This is a genomic window from Polaromonas hydrogenivorans (assembly GCF_040105105.1).
GTDB classification, from domain to species: Bacteria; Pseudomonadota; Gammaproteobacteria; order Burkholderiales; family Burkholderiaceae_C; genus Polaromonas; species Polaromonas hydrogenivorans.
In genome coordinates, this window is the sequence record NZ_CP157676.1 from 285,638 (window position 1) to 304,685 (window position 19,048).

General features: G+C 63.7%; 17 protein-coding genes. 3 read left to right on the forward strand and 14 right to left on the reverse strand.

Annotation, left to right across the window (positions count from 1 at the left end):
• Positions 1–69: 69 nt before the first annotated feature.
• The 3 genes from ABLV49_RS22255 to ABLV49_RS22265 form a co-directional block, all read right to left on the reverse strand.
• Positions 70–1,473, reverse strand: coding sequence for an IS110 family transposase (locus ABLV49_RS22255; RefSeq protein ID WP_349282026.1), 1,404 nt, complete (start codon positions 1,471–1,473; stop codon positions 70–72).
• Positions 1,474–2,081: 608 nt separating this feature from the next.
• On the reverse strand, positions 2,082–3,158 hold the full coding sequence (locus ABLV49_RS22260; protein ID WP_349282028.1) for an IS3 family transposase: 1,077 nt from the start codon (positions 3,156–3,158) through the stop codon (positions 2,082–2,084).
• The gene (locus ABLV49_RS22265) at positions 3,155–3,670 is read right to left on the reverse strand and encodes a transposase (RefSeq protein WP_349282030.1); all 516 of its coding nucleotides are present in this window, start codon (positions 3,668–3,670) and stop codon (positions 3,155–3,157) included. The genes ABLV49_RS22260 and ABLV49_RS22265 overlap by 4 nt, the downstream gene beginning before the upstream one ends.
• A gap of 203 nt (positions 3,671–3,873) precedes the next feature.
• On the opposite strand from ABLV49_RS22265, the gene ABLV49_RS22270 reads away from it, so the two are divergent.
• Positions 3,874–5,196: an IS110 family transposase gene (locus ABLV49_RS22270; RefSeq protein WP_349282032.1), complete on the forward strand. Its 1,323-nt coding sequence runs from the start codon at positions 3,874–3,876 to the stop codon at positions 5,194–5,196.
• A gap of 169 nt (positions 5,197–5,365) precedes the next feature.
• Here ABLV49_RS22270 and ABLV49_RS22275 read toward each other — a convergent pair whose 3' ends face one another.
• The 8 genes from ABLV49_RS22275 to ABLV49_RS22310 all read right to left on the reverse strand — a co-directional run bounded on the left by ABLV49_RS22275 (position 5,366) and on the right by ABLV49_RS22310 (position 14,050).
• On the reverse strand, positions 5,366–7,339 hold the full coding sequence (locus ABLV49_RS22275) for an acyl CoA:acetate/3-ketoacid CoA transferase (RefSeq protein WP_349282034.1): 1,974 nt from the start codon (positions 7,337–7,339) through the stop codon (positions 5,366–5,368).
• Positions 7,340–7,348: 9 nt separating this feature from the next.
• The gene (locus tag ABLV49_RS22280; protein ID WP_349282036.1) at positions 7,349–8,131 is read right to left on the reverse strand and encodes a 3-hydroxybutyrate dehydrogenase; all 783 of its coding nucleotides are present in this window, start codon (positions 8,129–8,131) and stop codon (positions 7,349–7,351) included.
• Between the two features lie 102 nt (positions 8,132–8,233).
• A complete protein-coding gene (gene maiA, locus ABLV49_RS22285) occupies positions 8,234–8,878 on the reverse strand; it encodes a maleylacetoacetate isomerase (protein WP_349282468.1) in 645 nt (214 codons plus the stop codon).
• A gap of 21 nt (positions 8,879–8,899) precedes the next feature.
• Positions 8,900–10,219: a fumarylacetoacetase gene (gene fahA / locus ABLV49_RS22290; protein ID WP_349282038.1), complete on the reverse strand. Its 1,320-nt coding sequence runs from the start codon at positions 10,217–10,219 to the stop codon at positions 8,900–8,902.
• Between the two features lie 5 nt (positions 10,220–10,224).
• The gene (locus ABLV49_RS22295; protein WP_349282039.1) at positions 10,225–10,764 is read right to left on the reverse strand and encodes a VOC family protein; all 540 of its coding nucleotides are present in this window, start codon (positions 10,762–10,764) and stop codon (positions 10,225–10,227) included.
• 53 nt (positions 10,765–10,817) lie between these two features.
• Positions 10,818–11,012, reverse strand: a complete 195-nt coding sequence (locus tag ABLV49_RS22300) for a DUF2783 domain-containing protein (protein ID WP_349282041.1) — start codon at positions 11,010–11,012, stop codon at positions 10,818–10,820.
• A 12-nt stretch (positions 11,013–11,024) separates the two neighbouring features.
• A complete protein-coding gene (locus ABLV49_RS22305; protein WP_349282042.1) occupies positions 11,025–12,716 on the reverse strand; it encodes an FAD-dependent monooxygenase in 1,692 nt (563 codons plus the stop codon).
• 80 nt (positions 12,717–12,796) lie between these two features.
• Positions 12,797–14,050: an MFS transporter gene (locus ABLV49_RS22310; protein ID WP_349282469.1), complete on the reverse strand. Its 1,254-nt coding sequence runs from the start codon at positions 14,048–14,050 to the stop codon at positions 12,797–12,799.
• A gap of 420 nt (positions 14,051–14,470) precedes the next feature.
• Here ABLV49_RS22310 and ABLV49_RS22315 point away from each other — a divergent pair, with 420 nt between their 5' ends.
• Entirely contained in the window at positions 14,471–14,938 is a 468-nt protein-coding gene (locus ABLV49_RS22315; protein WP_349282044.1) for a MarR family winged helix-turn-helix transcriptional regulator, read from the forward strand.
• Positions 14,939–15,246: 308 nt separating this feature from the next.
• Positions 15,247–16,218: a Bug family tripartite tricarboxylate transporter substrate binding protein gene (locus ABLV49_RS22320; RefSeq protein WP_349282046.1), complete on the forward strand. Its 972-nt coding sequence runs from the start codon at positions 15,247–15,249 to the stop codon at positions 16,216–16,218.
• 58 nt (positions 16,219–16,276) lie between these two features.
• Here ABLV49_RS22320 and ABLV49_RS22325 read toward each other — a convergent pair whose 3' ends face one another.
• The 3 genes from ABLV49_RS22325 to prpB form a co-directional block, all read right to left on the reverse strand.
• Complete coding sequence (locus tag ABLV49_RS22325) at positions 16,277–17,209, reverse strand: electron transfer flavoprotein subunit alpha/FixB family protein (protein WP_349282048.1); 933 nt, start codon at positions 17,207–17,209, stop codon at positions 16,277–16,279.
• Positions 17,210–17,240: 31 nt separating this feature from the next.
• Positions 17,241–17,990 (reverse strand): electron transfer flavoprotein subunit beta/FixA family protein, encoded by a 750-nt coding sequence (locus ABLV49_RS22330; RefSeq protein WP_349282050.1) that lies wholly within the window; start codon positions 17,988–17,990, stop codon positions 17,241–17,243.
• A 68-nt stretch (positions 17,991–18,058) separates the two neighbouring features.
• A complete protein-coding gene (prpB, locus tag ABLV49_RS22335; protein ID WP_349282052.1) occupies positions 18,059–18,958 on the reverse strand; it encodes a methylisocitrate lyase in 900 nt (299 codons plus the stop codon).
• Positions 18,959–19,048 lie beyond the last annotated feature (90 nt).

Genomic DNA, 19,048 nt, shown 5'->3' on the forward strand with positions numbered 1-19,048 from the left:
CAGTCAAGTTTGCATAAAACAACTCTTAAGAAACTTCCCCAGCCCGCCCTGGATTTCTGAAGTCTGAAGTCATGCGGGCCGTAGTTCCTTGGGTTTGAGTTCGAAGCCCATTTCACGGGCTCGCTTGGCCAGATTTTGCACCACCCGCTGGCGATACCGTTCTTCGTATTCATCCTGCCCGGCCTCGACAAAGGCCTGACCCTTGGTCAGCATGAAATACACCAGCCGCGCCAGCTTGTGTGCGCTGGCGGTGATGGCCTTGGGTTTGTCCATGCGTGAGCACAGTCGGCGGTGATGCGCGCCCAGTGCAGTTTGACTTTTGCGCAGCGCCTGCGCGGCCATGCGCAAGGCCTGGGCGGCGCGGTTAGCACAGGGCTTGGTGGCACTTGAGAGTACCTTGCCACCTGAAATCTTCGTTCCCGGACACAAGCCCAGCCAGGATGTGAAGTGCTTCACGGTAGGAAAGCGTGCCAGATCAACGCCAATCTCGCTGATGACTTTCAACGCGGTGCTGGTATCGATGCCCGGAATGCGCGTCAGGTCCACGCCGCTGGCCTCAAACAGGGAAGTTCGCGCGTCAAAGCCCACCGAGTTCTTCGCCGGAGTGCCACGCTTGGGCGCACCCAGGCCGTCCTCGGGTAACTCGTGGCCTTTCAGGTTGGCCAGCAACTGTTGCAGTTTGCCGTCGCACTCGGTGATCTGCACGGCGTAGGTGTCAATCAAGGCCAGCGCCTGCTTGAGGGTAAACAGGTGCTCGTCGCGCCAGTTGCCCTGTAGCGCGGCTGCGACTTCGGCCTCGTCAGCCTTGATGCGACGGTCCCGCAGCTTGGCCAGGGTGGCGGCATCGCGCTCGCCAGCGACGATGGCGCGCACGATGGCCTGGCCGGTCACCCCCATGATGTCGGAGATGACGTGGTGCAACTGCACATTCATCTGCGTCATCGCCTTCTGCAAATGCTGGACATGGCGTGCCTGGTAGGACAGCAGCATGTCGCGGTGACGCCAGACGGCACGCAGGGCGCAGACCTCCTCAGGCGGTCGAAAGCCGCCGCGCAGCAACCCATAACTCATCAGTTGCTGCAGCCACTGACAGTCCAGCACGTCGCTCTTGCGTCCAGGCACACTCCTGACGTGGCGGGCGTTGACCAGGTGGACTTCAAACCCTGCGGCATCGAGCATCTCGAACAAGGGTATCCAGTACACACCGGTGGACTCCATCGCCACGGCCGTGATGGCGCACTGGCGCAGCCACCGCACCAGGCGCTCAAGATCGGCGGTGAAGGCGGCAAATTCCTGTACTGGCTCAGCATCCCGGTCCGCAGGAACGGCGACGAAATGGCTGGTGGCACCGATGTCGATGCCGCAGGCGTTGGGGTAGGCGATGCTCAAGCTTGCCGTCTTGGCTCGCTTGCGAATCGGCTTGGCTTTGGATGCAGGTGAGGCCTCGGGTGATTTTCTGACAGTCTTGGGCATGGCGCGCTCCTTTGCGACAAGGGTTCAACGATGCATGCCACGCGGGATAAACGTCTTGAATGCTCAGTCTCTTAAACGGGATGGTCAAGGCAAGCTAATCGGCTGCCATGAGCCTCACCAATGTCGAAGACGCAACCCGACCACGCTAACGTACGGGCCAAAAAGGCACCAATGGCTTTCCGGTCATGTGTGGCACGCACAGTGACGGTACTCCAGCGCATGCCACACAAGTTTCTTCGGCTCGGAGTCCGGGCGGGGCCGGCTGGATCGCTAACGATAAAAAGCGTTTTTTGAGTGCAAAGTGACACCAGTCGCTTGTCATCAATGCCTGGCCAGCAGTTCAAAACTTACAAGTTTTGAGCTTCCCAACCCCGCAAGCGTGGCAGGCGTTCGCGAAGAAACATTACTTTGGGTTATGAAGTTGATGTTCAAAATTTGTGTTTCTTGAGAGCAATCCAGGCCCGTTGTCGGACCCGGCGTAGGCGGAGAAACATGGGCCACATCGGTTAAAAAGTGAACGGCAGCGCCGAGATGACCGACCAGACAATGGTGCGAGCTTCAAGCGAACCGGTGGCTGTCAAGGAAGTTGTCGCCTGAAGTGAAGTGAGTCAGGCTGTTTTTTGCTTGTGTTCAGGCTCCTTGGTTTGTTGCTCGGTTTCAGGGTTGAGGTGAACGGTATCGACATGCGCCCACTGGCGGGCCTGCCCTGACCAGCGTTGAGGATTTTCCTGGCGGGCCCGTTCATAGACGAGCGAGCGCTCTTCAAGCAAGGCCCTGTCCAGGCCGGCATGGCGCTGTGCCGGTGTCACGAAGCCGATGGCGCTGTGGCGATGCTCGTTGTTGTACCAGTGCGCCAACTCCGTGACCCAACGCCGCGCGGCCAGCAGGTTTTCAAACGGCTTGACGGGTAGCTGGGGGCGGTACTTCAGCGTTCTGAACGCCGATTCCACGTACGGATTGTCGTTGCTGACCGCCGGCCGGCTGCGCGTGTGGGCCACGCCCAGGCGCTGCATGGTGGCGAGCATGGTCTCGCCCTTCATCGGCGCGCCATTGTCCGAATGCACCGTCAGCTGGCCCGGGCGAATGTTTTGCCGCGCACAGATGTCTCGCAGCAACTGGCCGGCCAGCTCGGCGCTCTCGCCATCGAACACCTGCCAGCCGACAATCTTGCGGCTGAACAAGTCCTCGAACAGGTACAGGTAAAAGTGCTGGCCGCGCACCTGGGTCGGCAGATACGTAATATCCCAGCAAAACACCTGATCGGGCCCGGTCGCGGCCAGGGCGCGCGGCCGGCTGCGCTTTTGCGCTGCGCGTTCCGAGCGCCGGTGGGCCAGTTGGCCCTCCTGTCGCAGCAGGCGGTACATCGTGGACTCCGAGGCTACATAGACGCCTGTGTCCGCCAGGCGAGGCACGACTTGACTCGGTGGCAAGTCCTTGAACGCTTCGCTGTTGAGCGCGGCCATCACGGCCTGGCGCTCTTCTTCACGCAGCTTGTTCGGTGGGCACACGTAGCGCCGCTTGCCCGAAGGGCGCTGGTCCCCCTCGGCCGCCCCCGTGCGCTGCCAGCGCTGCACGCTGCGGCACGACAGGCCGATCTGGCGGCAAGCCCGGCTCAAACGTGCCCCGTCGGTGCAGGCTTTGCCGATCAGGCCGAGCAACTTTTGGCGCTGCTGGACGGACGTCATTTGTCCGCGCCCTCCAGCAGCGCCTGGAAGTTTTTTTGCAGCACCAGCAGTGCAGCCACCTCGGCCAGCGCTTTCTCCTTGCGCCTGAGCTCACGCTGGAGTTGCTCGTGCTGGCGCTGCAGCTCTCGAAAGGCGCTGCTCGCCTCGCGCGAGGCGGGTACGGCAGGCGTGCAAAACTCTTCGCGCCACTGCGTCAGCTGGTGCTCGAAGACGCCATGCTCGCGGCACCATGCCGCCAGGGCTGAGCCATTCAATGGGTAGCTTTCCTGCAAGGCCGTCAGGCGCTGTGCGGGTGACCAGGCCGCTGCAGGTCCGTCCAGCGCAGGGCTTGTCTCGCCGGGTGCCTGTTCGCCAGCCTTGGCTGAATCCAGCACCCATCTCTTGAGGGTGCCAGGAGACATGTTCAGCTCGCTGGCAATGCTCAGAATTGAACGCGTACCGCGATGCCGCGCTTTGAGAAGCGCCTGCTCCTTGAATTCGGGGGAGTGATGTGAATGAGGTTTTCTGTGCATGAAATGTCGCTCCGGTGCGGATAACCCGCGAAAAATCGGAGGCGACAACAATTCTGACACCGGGGGGAACCCGCCTGAGAGCATGGTCCGGGATTCGTCGGCGACAGTGGTGAGCGCAGCAATGCGCATCCCGTTCAAGAGATCGAGTCGAATTCGACGTCTCCCATGGCGCTGCCGTTCATTAACCTTCATGGAGCGTGATTATGGCAATGCGAAAGCGAGAAGACGAGGTGTTTCCCAATGCCGCGGGCATTGACATCGGCGCATCGAGCCACTGGGTGGCGGTGCCCGCGCATCTGGCCGATGATCCGGTGCGCGAGTACGGCGCGATGACGGACGACTTGAACGCGATGGCCGACTGGCTGCTCGCGTGCGGCGTGGACACGGTGGCGCTGGAATCCACGGGCGTGTACTGGATCCCGGTGCACGAGGTGCTCGAGCAGCGCGGCCTGAAGGTCTGGCTGGTCGATGCGCGGCAGATGAAGTACGTGCCCGGGCGCAAGAGCGACGTGCAGGACTGCCAGTGGCTGCAAAAGCTCATGAGCCTGGGCTTCCTGCGCGCGGCCTGGCGGCCTGCCGAGGAGGCGTGCGTGGTGCGCGCCATCGTGCGCCAGCGCGAGGTGCTGCTCATCGAGCAGGCCAGCTGGGTGCAGCGAATGCAAAAGGCGCTGGTGCAGATGAACATCCAGCTCACCGAGGTGCTCACCGATGTCATGGGCATGACCGGGCAGGCCATCATCCGCGACATTGTGGCCGGCGAGCGCGACCCCCAGGCGCTGGCGCGTCACCGCCACAGCCGCGTCAAGGCCAGCGCAGAAAAAATTACGAAAGCGTTGACCGGCAACTGGCGCGAAGAGCACCTGTTCGTGCTGGCGCAGGCGCTGGCGATGTACGACAGCCTGGCGGTGCGCATCGCCGAGTGCGATGCCAAGCTCGATACCTTGCTGGCACCGCTGGGCCAGCATGAAGTTCAACTGGCTGGGCCGACAAAGAGGGCTGGCAAGAACACCCCGGGCTTTGATCTGCGCACAGCCTTGGCGCGCTGGGCGGGGGTGGACCTCACGCGCATCAACGGACTGGCCGTAACCTCGGTGCTGACGGTGCTCTCCGAAATTGGCCCCGACCTGAGCCGTTTCGCCAACGTCAAGCACTTTTGTTCCTGGCTGTGTTTGTGTCCAGGCACCAAGATCAGCGGGGGCAAGGTGCTCTCGGCACGCACACGGCGATCTACGAATCGCGTACGCCAGGCACTGAAACTGGCCGCCATGAGTTTGTCGCGCAACGGCTCGGCGCTCGGCGCCTTCTATCGTCGGCTTTGCGCACGCATGGACAAGCCTCGGGCCAATACAGCGGTGGCCCACAAGCTTGCCCGGATGGTCTATTTCATGCTCACACGCGGCGAGGACTACGTCGATCAGGGTCAGCAGCACTATGAAGAGCAGCAGCGCCAGCGATCAATTGCCGCGTTACAGCGCCGTGCCACTGTTCTGGGCTTCGTGATTACACCGGTGTCGTCAACCGCCTAACAGCGGGATCCTCACCGGTTGTTTCTCAAGAGAGCCAGGCGTTCTGGTGGTTATGTGCTCATTCATGGGAAAAGGCAATGAACTGTCTGATGTTACGCAGCGCTCCCTGGATCCAGCAGAGATGCATTTTCGATTCGGCAGTACCGTCGCGCAGCCCACCTGCCAGGAATCAAGGCGCTGGGGGTCCAAGGTGTTGCCTCGCCTCATCGGCGCTCTCGAAGATGTGGGGCGCCACGCCCCGCCGGCTCAATGCGTCGCCGAGCTTGCTGCGAAGGAAGGCGCTGGTCGTGTAGCGCGACACCCGGCTGTAGTGGCGCTCGGCCACCTCATGGGCCATCTCGATATAGGCCTCCAGCGCATCGGGCAGCACGGTGAAGTTGTCGTAGTCCACGATCGCCGGAACCTTGCGGCCCAGGGCCTGCAGGCGCTGCTCGAGATGCGCCCTGATCTCCTGAACATCGGCTTCGCTGCGTACCGTCCAGCCTTCGAAATTGGCAAAGAACAAGCCTTGCTGCGCATCGAAGGTGAAGCGCTGCGCCAGCGGCAGGCGCAGCATGTCCTCGCGCAGCCGCATGGGCTCCGGGCTGAAGATGCGCGCGTCCATCAGGCGCGGCGGCGCCTTGATGAGGGGCGCGAATTCCATTTGCGCGAGCACGTCGCGCGCCAGGTCGATGCCTGGCGCAATCTCCGTCAGCTCTAGCCCACCTTCAACCAGGCGGAACACGCAGCGCTCGGTGATGAAGAGCACCGGTTGCCCGCGCCGCGCCGCCAAGGGGCCGCTAAACGTGCGGTGCTCGACTTCTCGAACGAACTTGACCGTTTTGCCGTCGCGCACGATGTGCAAGGCGCCGCCGCGAACATCGAACTGCAGCTTGCCGGCGTTGAAGGTGCCGACGAACACCACCTTCTTGGCGTTCTGGCTGATGTTGATGAAGCCGCCGGCACCGGCCAGGCGCGGTCCGAACTTGCTGACGTTGAGGTTGCCCTGCATGTCCGCCTGCGCCAGGCCGAGGAAGGCGATGTCGAGCCCGCCGCCGTCGTAGAAGTCGAACTGGTAGGGCTGGTCGATGATGGCCTGGGTGTTGATGGCGGCGCCGAAGTTCGCGCCACCGGCCGGCACCCCGCCCATCACGCCGGGCTCGGCCGTCAGGGTCAGCAGGTCGATGACTTTTTCTTCGTTGGCGACGTTGGCGATGCCTTCGGGCATGCCGATACCGAGATTGACCACGCTGTTGGCCTGGAGCTCGAGCGCGGCCCGGCGCGCGATGATTTTTCGCTCGTCCAGCGCCATGACTTCGGCGCTGCTCGCCGGCACGCGCATCTCGCCGCTGTAGCCGGGATGGTAAGCAGTGCCAAAGGTCTGCCAATGGTTCTCGGGACGGGCAACGACAACGCAGTCAACCAGCACGCCAGGCACCTTGACCTGGCGGGGGTTGAGCATGCCGCGCTCGGTGATCCTCTCGACCTGCGCGATGACGATGCCGCCACTGTTGTGCGCTGCCGTGGCGATCGACAGGTTCTCCAGCGTCAAGGCCTCGCGCTCCATCGTCAGGTTGCCGTCGGGGTCGGCGGTGGTGGCGCGGATGATGGCGACGTGGATGGGAAAGGCCTTGTAGAACAGGCTTTCGCGCCCGCCCAGGTGGCTCACCTCGACCAGGTCTTCGGTGGTTCGCGCGTTGATCTTGCCCCCGCCCAGGCGCGGATCGACGAAAGTGCCCAGCCCGACATGGCTCAGGTGGCCGGGTCGCCCGCCCGCGATGTCGCGAAACAGGCAGGAGATCACGCCCTGGGGCAAGTTGTAGGCTTCGATACGCCCCTCGACCGCCAGGCGGCCCAGCTTGGGCACCAGTCCCCAGTGCCCGCCAATGACCCGGCGCACCAGCCCTTCGTGCGCCAGGTGGTTCAGGCCCTTGCCCTGGCCGTCGCCCTGGCCCGCTGCATAGACCAGGGTCAGCTGGCGCGGCGCGCCGCTTGCCACAAAGCGCTCTTCGAGCGCAATGGCGACTTCTTCAGCAAAGCCGATGCCGACGAAACCGGACGTGGCGATGGTGTCGCCGTCGCGGATCAGCGCGACGGCGTCGGCGGCCGAGACGATCTTTCCCTGATCGCTCTGGCCGGGAGTGCGGGGTTGCAGGGGGTCCATGTCAAGTCCTCAGCGTGCCGTCCAGCCGCCTTCGATCGGCAGCGCGGCGCCCGTGATCGAGGCGGCCGCGTCCGAGCACAGGAACACGACCAGCTGGCCCAGCTCCTTCAGCTCGACGAAGCGCTTGTTCGGCTGCGACGCCAGGATCACTTCGCGGATCACGCGTTCCTCGGGCATGTTGTGCGCCCGGGCCTGGTCCTTGATCTGGGCATCGACCAGCGGTGTGCGCACGTAGCCCGGGCAGACGGCGTTCACGGTGATGCCGGTCTCGGCCACTTCCAGGGCCACCGCCTTGGTCAGGCCGACCACGCCATGCTTGGCGGCGACGTAAGCCGACTTGAACGGCGAGGCCACCAGCCCATGCGCCGAAGCGATGTTGACGATGCGCCCCTGGTTGCGGCGCTTCATCCCCGGCAGCACTGCCTTGATGGTATGAAAGTTCGACGACAGGTTGATGCCGATGATCTGGTCCCACTTGGCATCGGGGAACTCATCCACTGGCGCGACATGCTGCACACCGGCGTTGTTGACCAGGATGTCCACGCCGCCGAAAGCTTCCTCGGCCTGCGCCACCATCTGTGCGATCTCGGCTGGCTGACTCATGTCGGCTGCGCTGTAGGCTACCAGCACACCGGTCTCATCGGCGAGTTGCCGGCACAGCGCTTCGATCGCCTCGGGGTCGCCGAAGCCGTTGAGCATCACGTTCGTGCCGGCGCCCGCCAGTGCCTGCGCAATGGCCAGGCCAATGCCGCTGGTCGAGCCGGTCACGATGGCGGCCTGTTTCTTTGTCATGATTTTCTTTCAGTGAGAGTGAATGGATGACGTTCGCCACAGGCCCTGGCAGCACGGTGGTACACACATCGGTGACGCCTATTTCCCTTGGATAGATACGCGTTATGCGGCGTCGGCCTGGGCCTCTGGGGCGGCACGCTCAAAGGCGGGCAACTCCATGCAGGCTTCGCCAATGCGGCAAAGCGTCGGGTAGGCAGCGAGCGAGATGCCAAAGCGCTCGGCGTTGTAGATCTGCGGCACCAGGCAGCAATCGGCCAGCGTCGGCGTGTCGCCATGGCAGTACCGGCCGGTGGCTGCGCTTTCGCTGAGCATGGATTCGACCACCGTGAAGCCCAGCGCCACCCAGTGGGCGTACCAGGCACTTTTGGCCTGGGCGCTGGCGCCCAGGGTTGCTTCCAGGCGCTGCAAGACGCGCAGGTTGTTCAGCGGGTGAATCTCGCACGCGATGGTCTGGGCGATGGCGCGCACCCGCGCCCGTCCGGCCGCATCCGGCGGCAGCAAAGCGGGCGCGGGATGCACCTCGTCGAGGTATTCGATGATGGGCAGCGACTGGGTGAGCGTGACCTCGCCGTCCACCAGCACCGGGACGAGCTCGGCCGGGTTGAGCGTGGCAAACGCGGCCGAATGCTGCTCGCCGCCGCCGCGCACCAGGTGCACGGGAACCGCCTCGTAGGCCAGGCCCTTGAGCGCCAAGGCGATGCGCACGCGGTACGAGGCCGAGCTGCGAAAGTAGGTGTAAAGCACCAGCATGGCAATCAGTCCTTCGCGCTAAACCTGGCGGGCCGGCAGCACAGTGCCTACACACTCGCCAAAGCCGATGCGCGCCGCCCCGGTCTTTTCGCACCAGCCGCGCAGCACCACCGCGTCGCCATCTTCGAGGTAGCCGCGCGTCTGGCCATTGGGCAGCGTCAGCGGCTGCTTGCCGCCCACGGTCAGCTCGATCAGCGCGCCGGCCTGGTCCAGCGTCGGGCCCGACAGGGTGCCGGTGCCCAGCAGGTCGCCGGGCTGCAGGTTGCAGCCATTGACCGTGTGGTGGGTCACCATCTGGGCCACCGTCCAGTAAGCGTGCCGGTAGCTGGTGTGCGTCAGGCGCGTGGCCGCCTGGCCTTGGTCACGCATGGCTTGCGTTTGCAGCAAGACTTCGAGCTGCACGTCAATGGCGCCCTGCGCCCAGTTGGCCGGCGCATCGAGATAGGGCAGCGGTTGCGGATCATCGGCTGGCCGCGTGAAAGGCAAGCGGTACGGCGTCAGGGCCTCCAGCGTCACGATCCACGGCGAGATGGTCGTGGCGAAATTCTTCGACAGGAAGGGGCCCAGCGGCTGGTACTCCCAAGCCTGGATGTCCCGGGCCGACCAGTCGTTGAGCAGGCACAGCCCGAACACGCTGGCCTCGGCTTCGGTGATGGCGATAGGCGCGCCCAGCGCGTTGCCGCTGCCCATGAAAACGCCCAGCTCGAGCTCGTAGTCCAGCCGCTTGCACGAGCCGAACGAGGGCTCGCTCGCCCCCGGCGGCAGGGTCTGGCCCACTGGCCGCGGGAAGGTCTGGCCCGATACCCCAATGCTCGACGCGCGTCCGTGGTAACCGATGGGAATCCACTTGAAGTTGGGCAGCAGCGGGTTGTCGGGACGGAACTGGCGCCCGATGTTGGTGGCGTGATAGACCGAGGTATAAAAATCGGTGTAGTCGCCGATGCGCGCGGGCACGCCGTATTCGGCCTCCTGCTGCGGCATCAGGCAGGCGGCCAGCTGGCCTTGCTCGGCCGCGCCTTCGCGCAGGGCGCGCGACAGCGCCAGGCGCAAGGCAGTCCAGGCGCTTGCGCCCAGCGCCATGAGGGCGTTGAGCTTGTCCTGCGCGCCGGCCTGCGCCGCGGACCCGGCCTCGCCGCCGAACACGCCAGCGGCCGCGGCAGCGGCCAGGTCCAGGATCTGGTCACCAATGGCCACGCCGCCGCGGAAGGCCTCAAGGCTGCCCTTGCGGCGGAAGACCGCGAACGGCAGGTTCTGGATAGGGAAGTCATTGCCCGCCGCATTGGCGGACGTGACCCAGCTGCGCAGCGCCGGATCGTGGGTTTCGTTGAGTAGCGTCATGGTCGTCATTCTCCGGCGTAGCTGCCGTCATGCATCCAGCGCGCATGCTGGGGTGCTTTTTTGGTCACGGCCCATTCGTTGAGCATGTCCCACTTGGCTTCGTCGAGCATCTTGGCCATCTTCGGTGTGCCGGTGTTCGCGCACAGCTCCAGGCGGTGGCCGCTCGGGTCGAAGAAATAGATGGACTTGAAGATGGTGTGGTCCGTCGGGCCCAGCACCGAAATGCCGTCGGCCTCTAAGCGGGCCTTGGCGTCCATCAGGGCTTCCATCGATTCGACCTGCAGCGCCAGGTGCTGGGTCCACTCGGGGGTGTTGGGGTCACGGCCCATGGGCGGCTGGGTCGGCAGCTCGAAAAAGGCCAGCACGTTGCCGTTGCCGGCATCGAGAAAAACATGCATGTAGGGATCGGGCGCCTTGGTCGAGGGCACCTCGTTCTCGGCAATCGCCAGGATGAATTTCATGTCCAGGTACTTGCCGTACCACTCGACCGTTTCCTTGGCGTCCTTGCAGCGATAAGCGACGTGATGGATTTTCTGGATTTTCATGGGGCACCTCAAAAAAAAGTAAGTATCAGGCTGGGACCGTCTGGCTCAAAGCATCACAGGTCACGCAGCGCGGCCTGGACATGGGCGTCGAAGGTCTTGGGGTTGGCCAGGGCATTGGCGTTCAGCAGCGCCAGCTTGACCAGGAACAGTTCGGCCTTGTCGTGGCCGGCCTGGTCGATGGCCGTCGCCAGGGCGTCGTACACGGTTTCCAGGCCAGGGATGGTCAGGGCGTTTTTGGTGGCAGTCATGGAGCTTTCCTATTACTGGGGCAGGGCGATATTGAGGGCGGCTTGCAGGCGCGTGGCGTCCAGCGTCAGCCAGCGCGCGCAGATGTGCTGGTCGGGGCGCAGCAGGTAGGCGGCACCGCTGGCCTGCACGCCGTAGCGCTTGCGGAAATGGCCGTCGGCGTCAGCCAGGGTCAGGTCGGCGCCGGCCACGGGCTGGGCGGCACCGACGGCAATCACCTTGATCGGCACGCCTTTGGCGCGGGTGGCCGCCAGCACTTGCTGCATGGGTTCAGGAAGCGCGGCAGCGTCCGTGAAGTACAGCAGGTCAAAACCGCCGCCCAGGTGGTCGAGCAGGAAGTCGTTGGGCGCCAGGCGGATGTTTTGCGGCGGCGCGCCGTGGGCGGGGCCGGAGCGGAACAGCGCGTTGTCGTCGCCCTGGCTGTTGAGCATCGAGTCGGTGTACTCATGCGGACGCGAGGTGCGCCAGTGGTAGAGCGGCCGCACGAATTCCTCGGTCAGCGACAGCGACAGCACGGCATCGCGCAGCAGGCGGAAACCCGGGCTGGGCGGCGCCATGAAGCGTGTGCTCTTGCCCGCTTCGTCGATAATCTCGCGCGCCGCGCCGACGCGTTCGGCGCTGTGGTTGGCCAGCAGCTTTTCACCGGCCAGGCCCCTGACCACGAAGGCCAGGTGCCAGGCCAGCGATTGCGCGTCCTGGAAGGCGGTGTTGGCGCCGCGCACGCCGAAGATCGGCAGCAGGTGGGCGGCGTCGCCGGTGAAGATCACGCGGCCCTGCACGTAGTCGGGCAGCGTCAGCGTGCGCGCGGAATAGACCGAGTTCCAGTCCATTTCCCACGGCACGCCGGCGTGGCCGATCATGGCCAGCTGGGCGTCGATGCGGGCCTTGAGCGACGCGGGCTTGAGCGCTTCCTCGGGCGTTTCGCCGGGGGGCAGCTGGTAGTCCACGCGCCAGATGCCATGCGGCTCGCGGTGCATCAGGATGGTGTTGCCGGGGTTCCATTCGGGGTCAAAGTAAGCGAGGCGCTCGGTCGGCAGCGGCAGATCGACCCGGATGTCGGCGATCACGAAGAACCCTTCGTAGGAGGAGCCTTCCATCTGCAGGTTCATGGCGGTGCGGATTTCGGAGCGGCCCCCGTCGGCGGCCACCAGCCAGTCGGTCTCCAGCGTGTACGGGCCTTCGGGCGTATCGACGGTGACACGGGCCACGCCGGGCGCCTGGTCCACCTTGACCACCTTGTTGCCCCAGCGCAGGTCGATCAGCGGGTTCGCCTGGCAGGCATCGAGCAGGTATTCCTCCATGTATTGCTGCTGGATGTTGATCATCGGGAAGAAGCGGTCGTCCGCGTCATGCGGAGCTTCCATGCGGAACACGCGCTGGCCACCGTAATAGGAGTTGCCGAAACGCCAGGGCAGGCCGTTTTCGGTCATGCGGTCGGCCACGCCCACCTGCTGCAGGATTTCCATCGAGCGGCGCGTGAAGACGATGGCGCGGCTGCCTTGCGATACCTGCAGTTCGGACGTCAGCACCACGCTGGGCACGCCCAGTCGGGCCAACTCCAGCGCGGCCACCATGCCCGCCGGGCCGGAGCCGGCGATCACCACCTGCTTGCGCTCCTGCGCCGCATGGGCCGAAGGCAGCCAGGGCTTGAACACCTGATAGTTGTAGTAAATGGAAGGACGGGCTTCGGTGGTGGGTTGGTGCATGGTTGGGGCTTCGGTGGGCTAACTAATTAATAACGGGCAATGGGACGTTGCGCGATGGCATACAGATTCAAACAAGGTGCTCAAGAAAGGGCAGGCTTCGGTGTGCGGGGAATCGGCACGATCAGCATGATCGCGCAGCCCACGACCAGCAGCACCGAGGCGTAGATCAGGCCGGTGGCAAAACTCTGCGTCGCATCCTTGAGCCAGCCCACGACCAGCGGATTCAGGGCCGAGCCGATATTGCCGACGGCATTGATCACGGCGATGCCCAGCGCCCGCGCCGTAAAGCTCAGCGCATGGTCAGGGGTAGTCCAGAAGATCGACATGGCGGTGTAGGCGCCGGTCGAGGCCAGGCAGATGCCCAGCAGCTGCAGGGCAGGCTGCGGCGAATAGGCCGTGATGAGCCAGCCGCTGGCGGCCAGCAGCATGGGCAGCACGGTGTGCCAGCGGCGCTCCTGCGCCCGGTCGGAGCGCCGGCCCCACCAGATCATGCCGATGACGGTGCAGATGGACGGAATCGCGGCCAGCAGCCCGATGGTCGTGTTGCTCGCGCCGCCGCTAAAACTCTTGACGATCAGCGGCGTCCAGACCGCCACCATCGCCAGACTGTTGACCAGGCAGAAGTAGGCCACCGAGAATTTGAGCACGGTCGCGGAGGTCAGCTCGGACAGCAGGCTGACCTTGGGACCGGCAGGTTTGGCGACGGGATCAGCCTGGTGTTCAGCCGCCAGCATGCGGGCCAGCGTGGTTTTTTCCAGGCTCGTCAGCCAGCGGGCCTGTGTGGGCGAGTCGTTGAGGTAGAAGTACACCACCACGCCGAGGATGGCAGCCGGCAGACCCTCGAGCAGGAACAGCCACTGCCAGCCCTTCAGGCCCAGCATCCCGTCCATGCTCAGGATGACCCCCGAGATTGCCGAGCCGACGGCAGCGGTGACCGGCATGGCGATCATGAACAAGGCATTGGCTCGGGCCCGGTAGGCCGAGGGAAACCAATACGTCAGGTACAGCAGCATGCCCGGCAAGAAGCCAGCTTCGGTGATGCCCACCAGGATACGAAAGAAATACAGACTCTCGGGACTGGTCGCAAACATCGTCGCGGTCGAGGCCAGGCCCCAGGCAATCATGATCGAGCCGATCCACTTCCTGGCACCAATGCGCGCCAGCACGAGGTTGCTCGGAATGCCGCAGGAGATGTAGGCGATGTAGAACAAGGTGGTCGCCAGGCCAAACTGGGTGCTCGTCAGGCCCAGGTCCTTCATCATCGTCAGGCCCGCAAAGCCGATGTTGATGCGGTCCAGAAAGGAAACAACGAACAGCAGGAACAAAAACCACATCAGGTGGCGCGTGACCTTGTCTACGACCTGCCGCTCGGTGCCCAGCGGCGTGGGCGGTAGATCCCCGAGGCCGTGCGATTTGGAATCGTATGAATTCAATTTGACGCTCCTGCCGCAAGTGGCGGCTGCTTGCATGGTTGGGGGGAACACGGCAAAACATCGCCGCTGCGCGCCCTGTCAAGGAAGCGATTCATTGATCGAAATCAACGATGATCGTTGCGCACACAACTATTATTGACGACCCTGAATAAATTGTGATTGGTAGTTTCCCTAGTTGCGTACGCAACTAGTTTTGAGGCATAAAGGCTTCAGACTCCTCGGACCCGTCAAAAGGGTCGTAAAAATTGTTGCCCTTTTTGTCCCTCACGTACACGGTTTGGTTACCAATGCGCCCAACGTTTACTTCTGCAAGCCCTTGCCATGACTGAACCGGTTTCTCTCGAACGCACGATGACCCACCGCCTGCACACACTGTCCAAGCTGACCGACCGGGTTAGCCAAGCCGCGTATGTGCTGGATGCCGGCATCCCGTTCAGCGAGGGCCGGTGCCTGGCGGCCATCGGCGCGTTCAGTCCGCTGTCGGTCAAGGACCTGGCGTACCGGGCCAACTTGAACAAGGCTCAGGCCAGCCGCGCTGCGCAGTCGCTGGTCGATCTGGGTCTGGTGCACAAGCAAGCCAGTGCCACGGACGGGCGTGGGGTCGTGCTGACCCTGGCCGCCCGAGGCAAGCCTGTCTGGCAGCGTTTGATGACCGTGATCGAACGCCGCAATGACGAGATCGTCTCTTGCCTCAGTCCAGCAGAGCGCGCGCAATTGGATCACCTGCTCGATCGCCTGGTTGCCCATGCGCGGGAAGCCGCAGAGGTTGTCGGCTCGCTCGAAGAGTGAGTCGGGTGCGATGACCCCCTCTCTGCGCTGAGGGCAGCGGCACTCTTTTCTCCCGCAGCAGGCTGGCGCGAGCCCGTCAGAACAATTGGCGATGGGTGGTGAAGATGAACACCAGGTAGTCGTAAAGCGCATGAATGTAGTTGCGCACTCAACTTCTATTGACACAACGGCTCGTTGTTGGCGTGAGTACATACCCTAGTTGCGCGCGCAACCAGGTCTGATTATCATTCGCCAGCCTTTTCAGACCGGTGCTACATCTTTTGGGTGACCGGTGCAAGCCCTTTTGTCAACGATCACTGGAAGTCCCCATGAAAAATACCCACGCCCTGCGCCGCTGGATCAGCGTCGCGACACTTGCTTTGCCCATCGCGGCGGCTGCGGCCTATCCCGACAAGCCCATCGAATGGGTCGTGCCCTACCCGGCCGGCGGAGGCTCGGACGTGGTGGCCCGGATACTGTCAGTGCCGATGGGCAAGACGCTCGGCCAGCCCATCATCATCAACAACAAGCCTGGCGCCGCCACCAACATTGGCGCCGACTACGCCGCCAAGGCCAAGCCCGATGGTTATGTCATGCTGACGGGCGACACGGCAACGATGGCGGCCAACCCGGCCCTGTACTCCAAGCTCAGCTACAACGTCGAAAAGGACTTTGCCCCGGTTGGCCTGATGGCCCGCTTCCCGATGATCCTGGTGGTCAACCCCAGCGTGCCGGCGAAGAACCTGACGGAGTTTCTGGCCTGGGCCAGGAAGCAACCCAATGGCGTGAACTACGCGACGCCGGGCGCGGGCAGCCCGCACCACCTGGCGACCGAATTGTTCCGCGAGGTCAGCGGGCTCAAGATGGTGCATGTGGGCTACCGGGGCGCCGCACCGGCAGTGCAGGACGTGATCGGCGGGCAGGTGCCGATGATGTTCGTTGACACCGCCAGCGGCTACCAGCACATCCAGTCCGGCAGGCTGATTCCGATCGGCGTCGCCAGCCCGAAACGGATTGCCACCTTCAACACCCTGCCCACGCTGGCCGAACAAGGCCTGAAGGGCTTTGAAGCCTATGCGTGGCAAGGGCTGGTGGTGCCTGCCGCCACGCCGCCGGAGGCCGTGGCTGCGCTGAGCAAGGCATTGCTGGCGGCACTGGAAACGACAGAGGTCAAGGCGCGGTTCCAGACGCTCGGCCTGGAGGCGATTCCCAGCACGCCGGCACAGATGGCTGCCTATGCCAAGAGCGAGCGCGACAAGTGGGCCAAGGTGATTCGCGCCAGCAATATTCGACTCGACTGAAGCGAGACAGTCCTGTCGCGTTGCAGGTTGATAAACGGTTGGCGCAGAAACGAACGTGCTACAGCGCGGCAATCAATTCCGGCACGGCGGCGAACAGGTCGGCTTCCAGCCCGTAGTCGGCGACGCCAAAGATCGGCGCCTCACCGTCCTTGTTGATCGCCACGATGACTTTGCTGTCCTTCATGCCGGCCAGGTGCTGGATCGCGCCCGAGATGCCGATGGCCACGTACAGCTGGGGCGCGACGATCTTGCCGGTCTGCCCGACCTGCCAGTCGTTCGGGGCGTAGCCGGCATCGACCGCCGCGCGGGAGGCGCCCAGGGCGGCGCCCAGCTTGTCGGCCAGGGGTTCCAGCACTTCATGGAACTTCTCGCTCGAGCCCAGCGCCCGGCCACCGGAGACGATGATCCTGGCCGCCGTCAGCTCGGGGCGGTCGCTTTTGGCGATCTCGGAGCCCACGAAGCTGGACTTGCCGCTGTCGGCCACGCCGCTGACCACTTCAATGCTTGCCGCGCCGCCCGTGCTGGCCGCTGCATCAAAGCCGGTCGTGCGCACCGTGATGACCTTGACCGCGTCCAGGCTCTGCACGATGGCAATGGCGTTGCCCGCGTAGATCGGGCGCTCAAAAGTGTCAGCGGCATCGACCTTGGTGATGTCCGAGATCTGCGCCACGTCGAGCAGCGCGGCCACGCGCGGGGCGATGTTCTTGCCCGAGGCCGTGGCCGGAAACAGCAGGTGCGAGTAGACGCTGGCAATGGCGATGACCTGACCAGCCATGTTCTCGGCCAGGCCGTGGGCGAAGTGCGCGCCATCGACATGGATCACCTTGGCGACGCCCGCGATCTGGCTGGCAGCCTGCGCGGCGGCCTGGGCGTTGTGGCCGGCCACCAGCACATGCACCTCGCCGCCGCACTGGCTGGCAGCGGTCACGGTGTTCAGGGTGGCGGGGCGGATGCTGGCGTGGTCGTGTTCTGCGATGACTAAAGAGGTCATGGTGTGTGGGCTCCGTTGTTCTGCTTCTGAATTAGATGACTTTGGCTTCGTTGCGCAGCTTGTCCACCAGCGCGGCCACATCAAGCACCTTGATGCCGGCGCTGCGCTTGGGCGGCTCGCTGACTTTGAGCGTCTTGATGCGCGGCTTGACATCGACGCCGAGCGTCTCGGGCTTGAGATTTTCCAGCGGCTTTTTCTTGGCCTTCATGATGTTGGGCAGCGTGACGTAGCGCGGCTCATTGAGGCGCAGGTCGGTCGTGATGATCGCCGGCAGCGTGAGCGAGAGCGTTTCCAGGCCTCCATCGACCTCGCGCGTGACCCGGGCCACGCCGCCTTCGACTTCGACCTTCGAGGCAAACGTGGCCTGCCCCCAGCCCAGCAGCGCGGCGAGCATCTGGCCGGTCTGGTTGCAGTCGTCGTCAATCGCCTGCTTGCCCAGGATGACGAGCTGCGGCTGTTCTTTATCGACCAGCGCCTTCAGGAGCTTGGCCACGGCCAGCGGCTGGAGCTCTTCGACGGTTTCGACCAGGATGGCGCGGTCCGCGCCGATGGCCATGGCCCTGCGCAGGGTTTCCTGACACTGCAGCACGCCGCACGAGACGGCGATCACCTCGGTGGCCATGCCCTTTTCCTTCAGGCGCACCGCTTCCTCGATGGCGATCTCGTCAAACGGATTCATGCTCATCTTGACATTGGCGATATCGACGCCGCTGCCATCGCTCTTGACGCGCACCTTGACGTTGTAGTCGACGACGCGCTTGACGGGGACCAGGATTTTCATAATTCTTTCTTGACTGGATAGAAGTTCAAAATTGATTGTGGGCATCACCTTGACCACAGCGAAACAAATCAGGCCTTGTCGTTGGCAAAAATCCCGTCCAGCCGCTGCTCAAAGGCGTGATAGCCGATACGGTCGTAAAGCTCTTCACGGGTTTGCATCATATTGATGACGCTGCGCTGCGTACCCTCCGTCCGGATGGCCTGGTAGACAGTTTCGGCAGCCTTGTTCATGGCGCGAAAGGCCGACAGCGGATAAAGCACCATGCCCACGCCGCTCTGGCGCAACTCTTCCACTGTGAACAGAGGCGTACGTCCGAATTCGGTGATGTTTGCAAGGATCGGCACCTTCACCGCCTCAGCAAAGCGCTTGTAAGTGGCCAGATCTGTAACGGCTTCGGCAAAAATGCCGTCGGCTCCCGCCTCCACACAACGAATCGCGCGTTCGATCGCCGAATCGACGCCTTCTTGCACAATGGCGTCGGTACGGGCAATCAGGAAAAATGTGGCATCCGTTCGCGCATCGGCCGCCGCTTTTACACGATCCGTCATCTCCTGCGAGGACACCAGCTCCTTGCCAGGCCGATGGCCGCAACGCTTTGCGCCAACTTGATCTTCGATGTGGCAAGCCGCTGCGCCTGCCTTGACAAGGCTCTTCACGGTACGAGCGATATTGAAAGCGCTGGGCCCGAAGCCGGTGTCGATGTCAACCAGCAGCGGAACATCGCAGACATCCGTGATGCGACGGACATCGATCAATACGTCTTCCAGTGTGAGGATGCCCAGGTCAGGCAGCCCCAGCGAGCCGGCAGACACGCCACCGCCCGACAGGTAGATCGCCTGGTAGCCGGCGCGATGCGCGAGAAGCGCATGATTGGCATTGATGGCCCCGACGATCTGTAACGGCGCTTCGGCCACCAAAGCATGGCGAAAGCGGGCACCTGCGGTGCATGGGATGGTGGATTGGCTCAATTGACAGTCTCCAAGGTGAATCACGTAAACGCCATGTCAATGCGGTGACGTGGCCAGGCCGGTAAAAGCGCATTCTGTAGGCGTCAAAGT

Excerpts from the sequence above, each read along its gene's own strand:
- ABLV49_RS22255 (WP_349282026.1), bottom strand. The coding sequence starts at position 1,473 with ATGCCCAAGACTGTCAGAAAATCACCCGAGGCCTCACCTGCATCCAAA.
- ABLV49_RS22260 (WP_349282028.1), bottom strand. The coding sequence starts at position 3,158 with ATGACGTCCGTCCAGCAGCGCCAAAAGTTGCTCGGCCTGATCGGCAAA.
- ABLV49_RS22265 (WP_349282030.1), bottom strand. The coding sequence starts at position 3,670 with ATGCACAGAAAACCTCATTCACATCACTCCCCCGAATTCAAGGAGCAG.
- ABLV49_RS22270 (WP_349282032.1), top strand. The coding sequence starts at position 3,874 with ATGGCAATGCGAAAGCGAGAAGACGAGGTGTTTCCCAATGCCGCGGGC.
- ABLV49_RS22275 (WP_349282034.1), bottom strand. The coding sequence starts at position 7,339 with ATGGACCCCCTGCAACCCCGCACTCCCGGCCAGAGCGATCAGGGAAAG.
- ABLV49_RS22280 (WP_349282036.1), bottom strand. The coding sequence starts at position 8,131 with ATGACAAAGAAACAGGCCGCCATCGTGACCGGCTCGACCAGCGGCATT.
- fahA (WP_349282038.1), bottom strand. The coding sequence starts at position 10,219 with ATGACGCTACTCAACGAAACCCACGATCCGGCGCTGCGCAGCTGGGTC.
- ABLV49_RS22295 (WP_349282039.1), bottom strand. The coding sequence starts at position 10,764 with ATGAAAATCCAGAAAATCCATCACGTCGCTTATCGCTGCAAGGACGCC.
- ABLV49_RS22300 (WP_349282041.1), bottom strand. The coding sequence starts at position 11,012 with ATGACTGCCACCAAAAACGCCCTGACCATCCCTGGCCTGGAAACCGTG.
- ABLV49_RS22305 (WP_349282042.1), bottom strand. The coding sequence starts at position 12,716 with ATGCACCAACCCACCACCGAAGCCCGTCCTTCCATTTACTACAACTAT.
- ABLV49_RS22310 (WP_349282469.1), bottom strand. The coding sequence starts at position 14,050 with ATGTGGTTTTTGTTCCTGCTGTTCGTTGTTTCCTTTCTGGACCGCATC.
- ABLV49_RS22315 (WP_349282044.1), top strand. The coding sequence starts at position 14,471 with ATGACTGAACCGGTTTCTCTCGAACGCACGATGACCCACCGCCTGCAC.
- ABLV49_RS22320 (WP_349282046.1), top strand. The coding sequence starts at position 15,247 with ATGAAAAATACCCACGCCCTGCGCCGCTGGATCAGCGTCGCGACACTT.
- ABLV49_RS22325 (WP_349282048.1), bottom strand. The coding sequence starts at position 17,209 with ATGACCTCTTTAGTCATCGCAGAACACGACCACGCCAGCATCCGCCCC.
- ABLV49_RS22330 (WP_349282050.1), bottom strand. The coding sequence starts at position 17,990 with ATGAAAATCCTGGTCCCCGTCAAGCGCGTCGTCGACTACAACGTCAAG.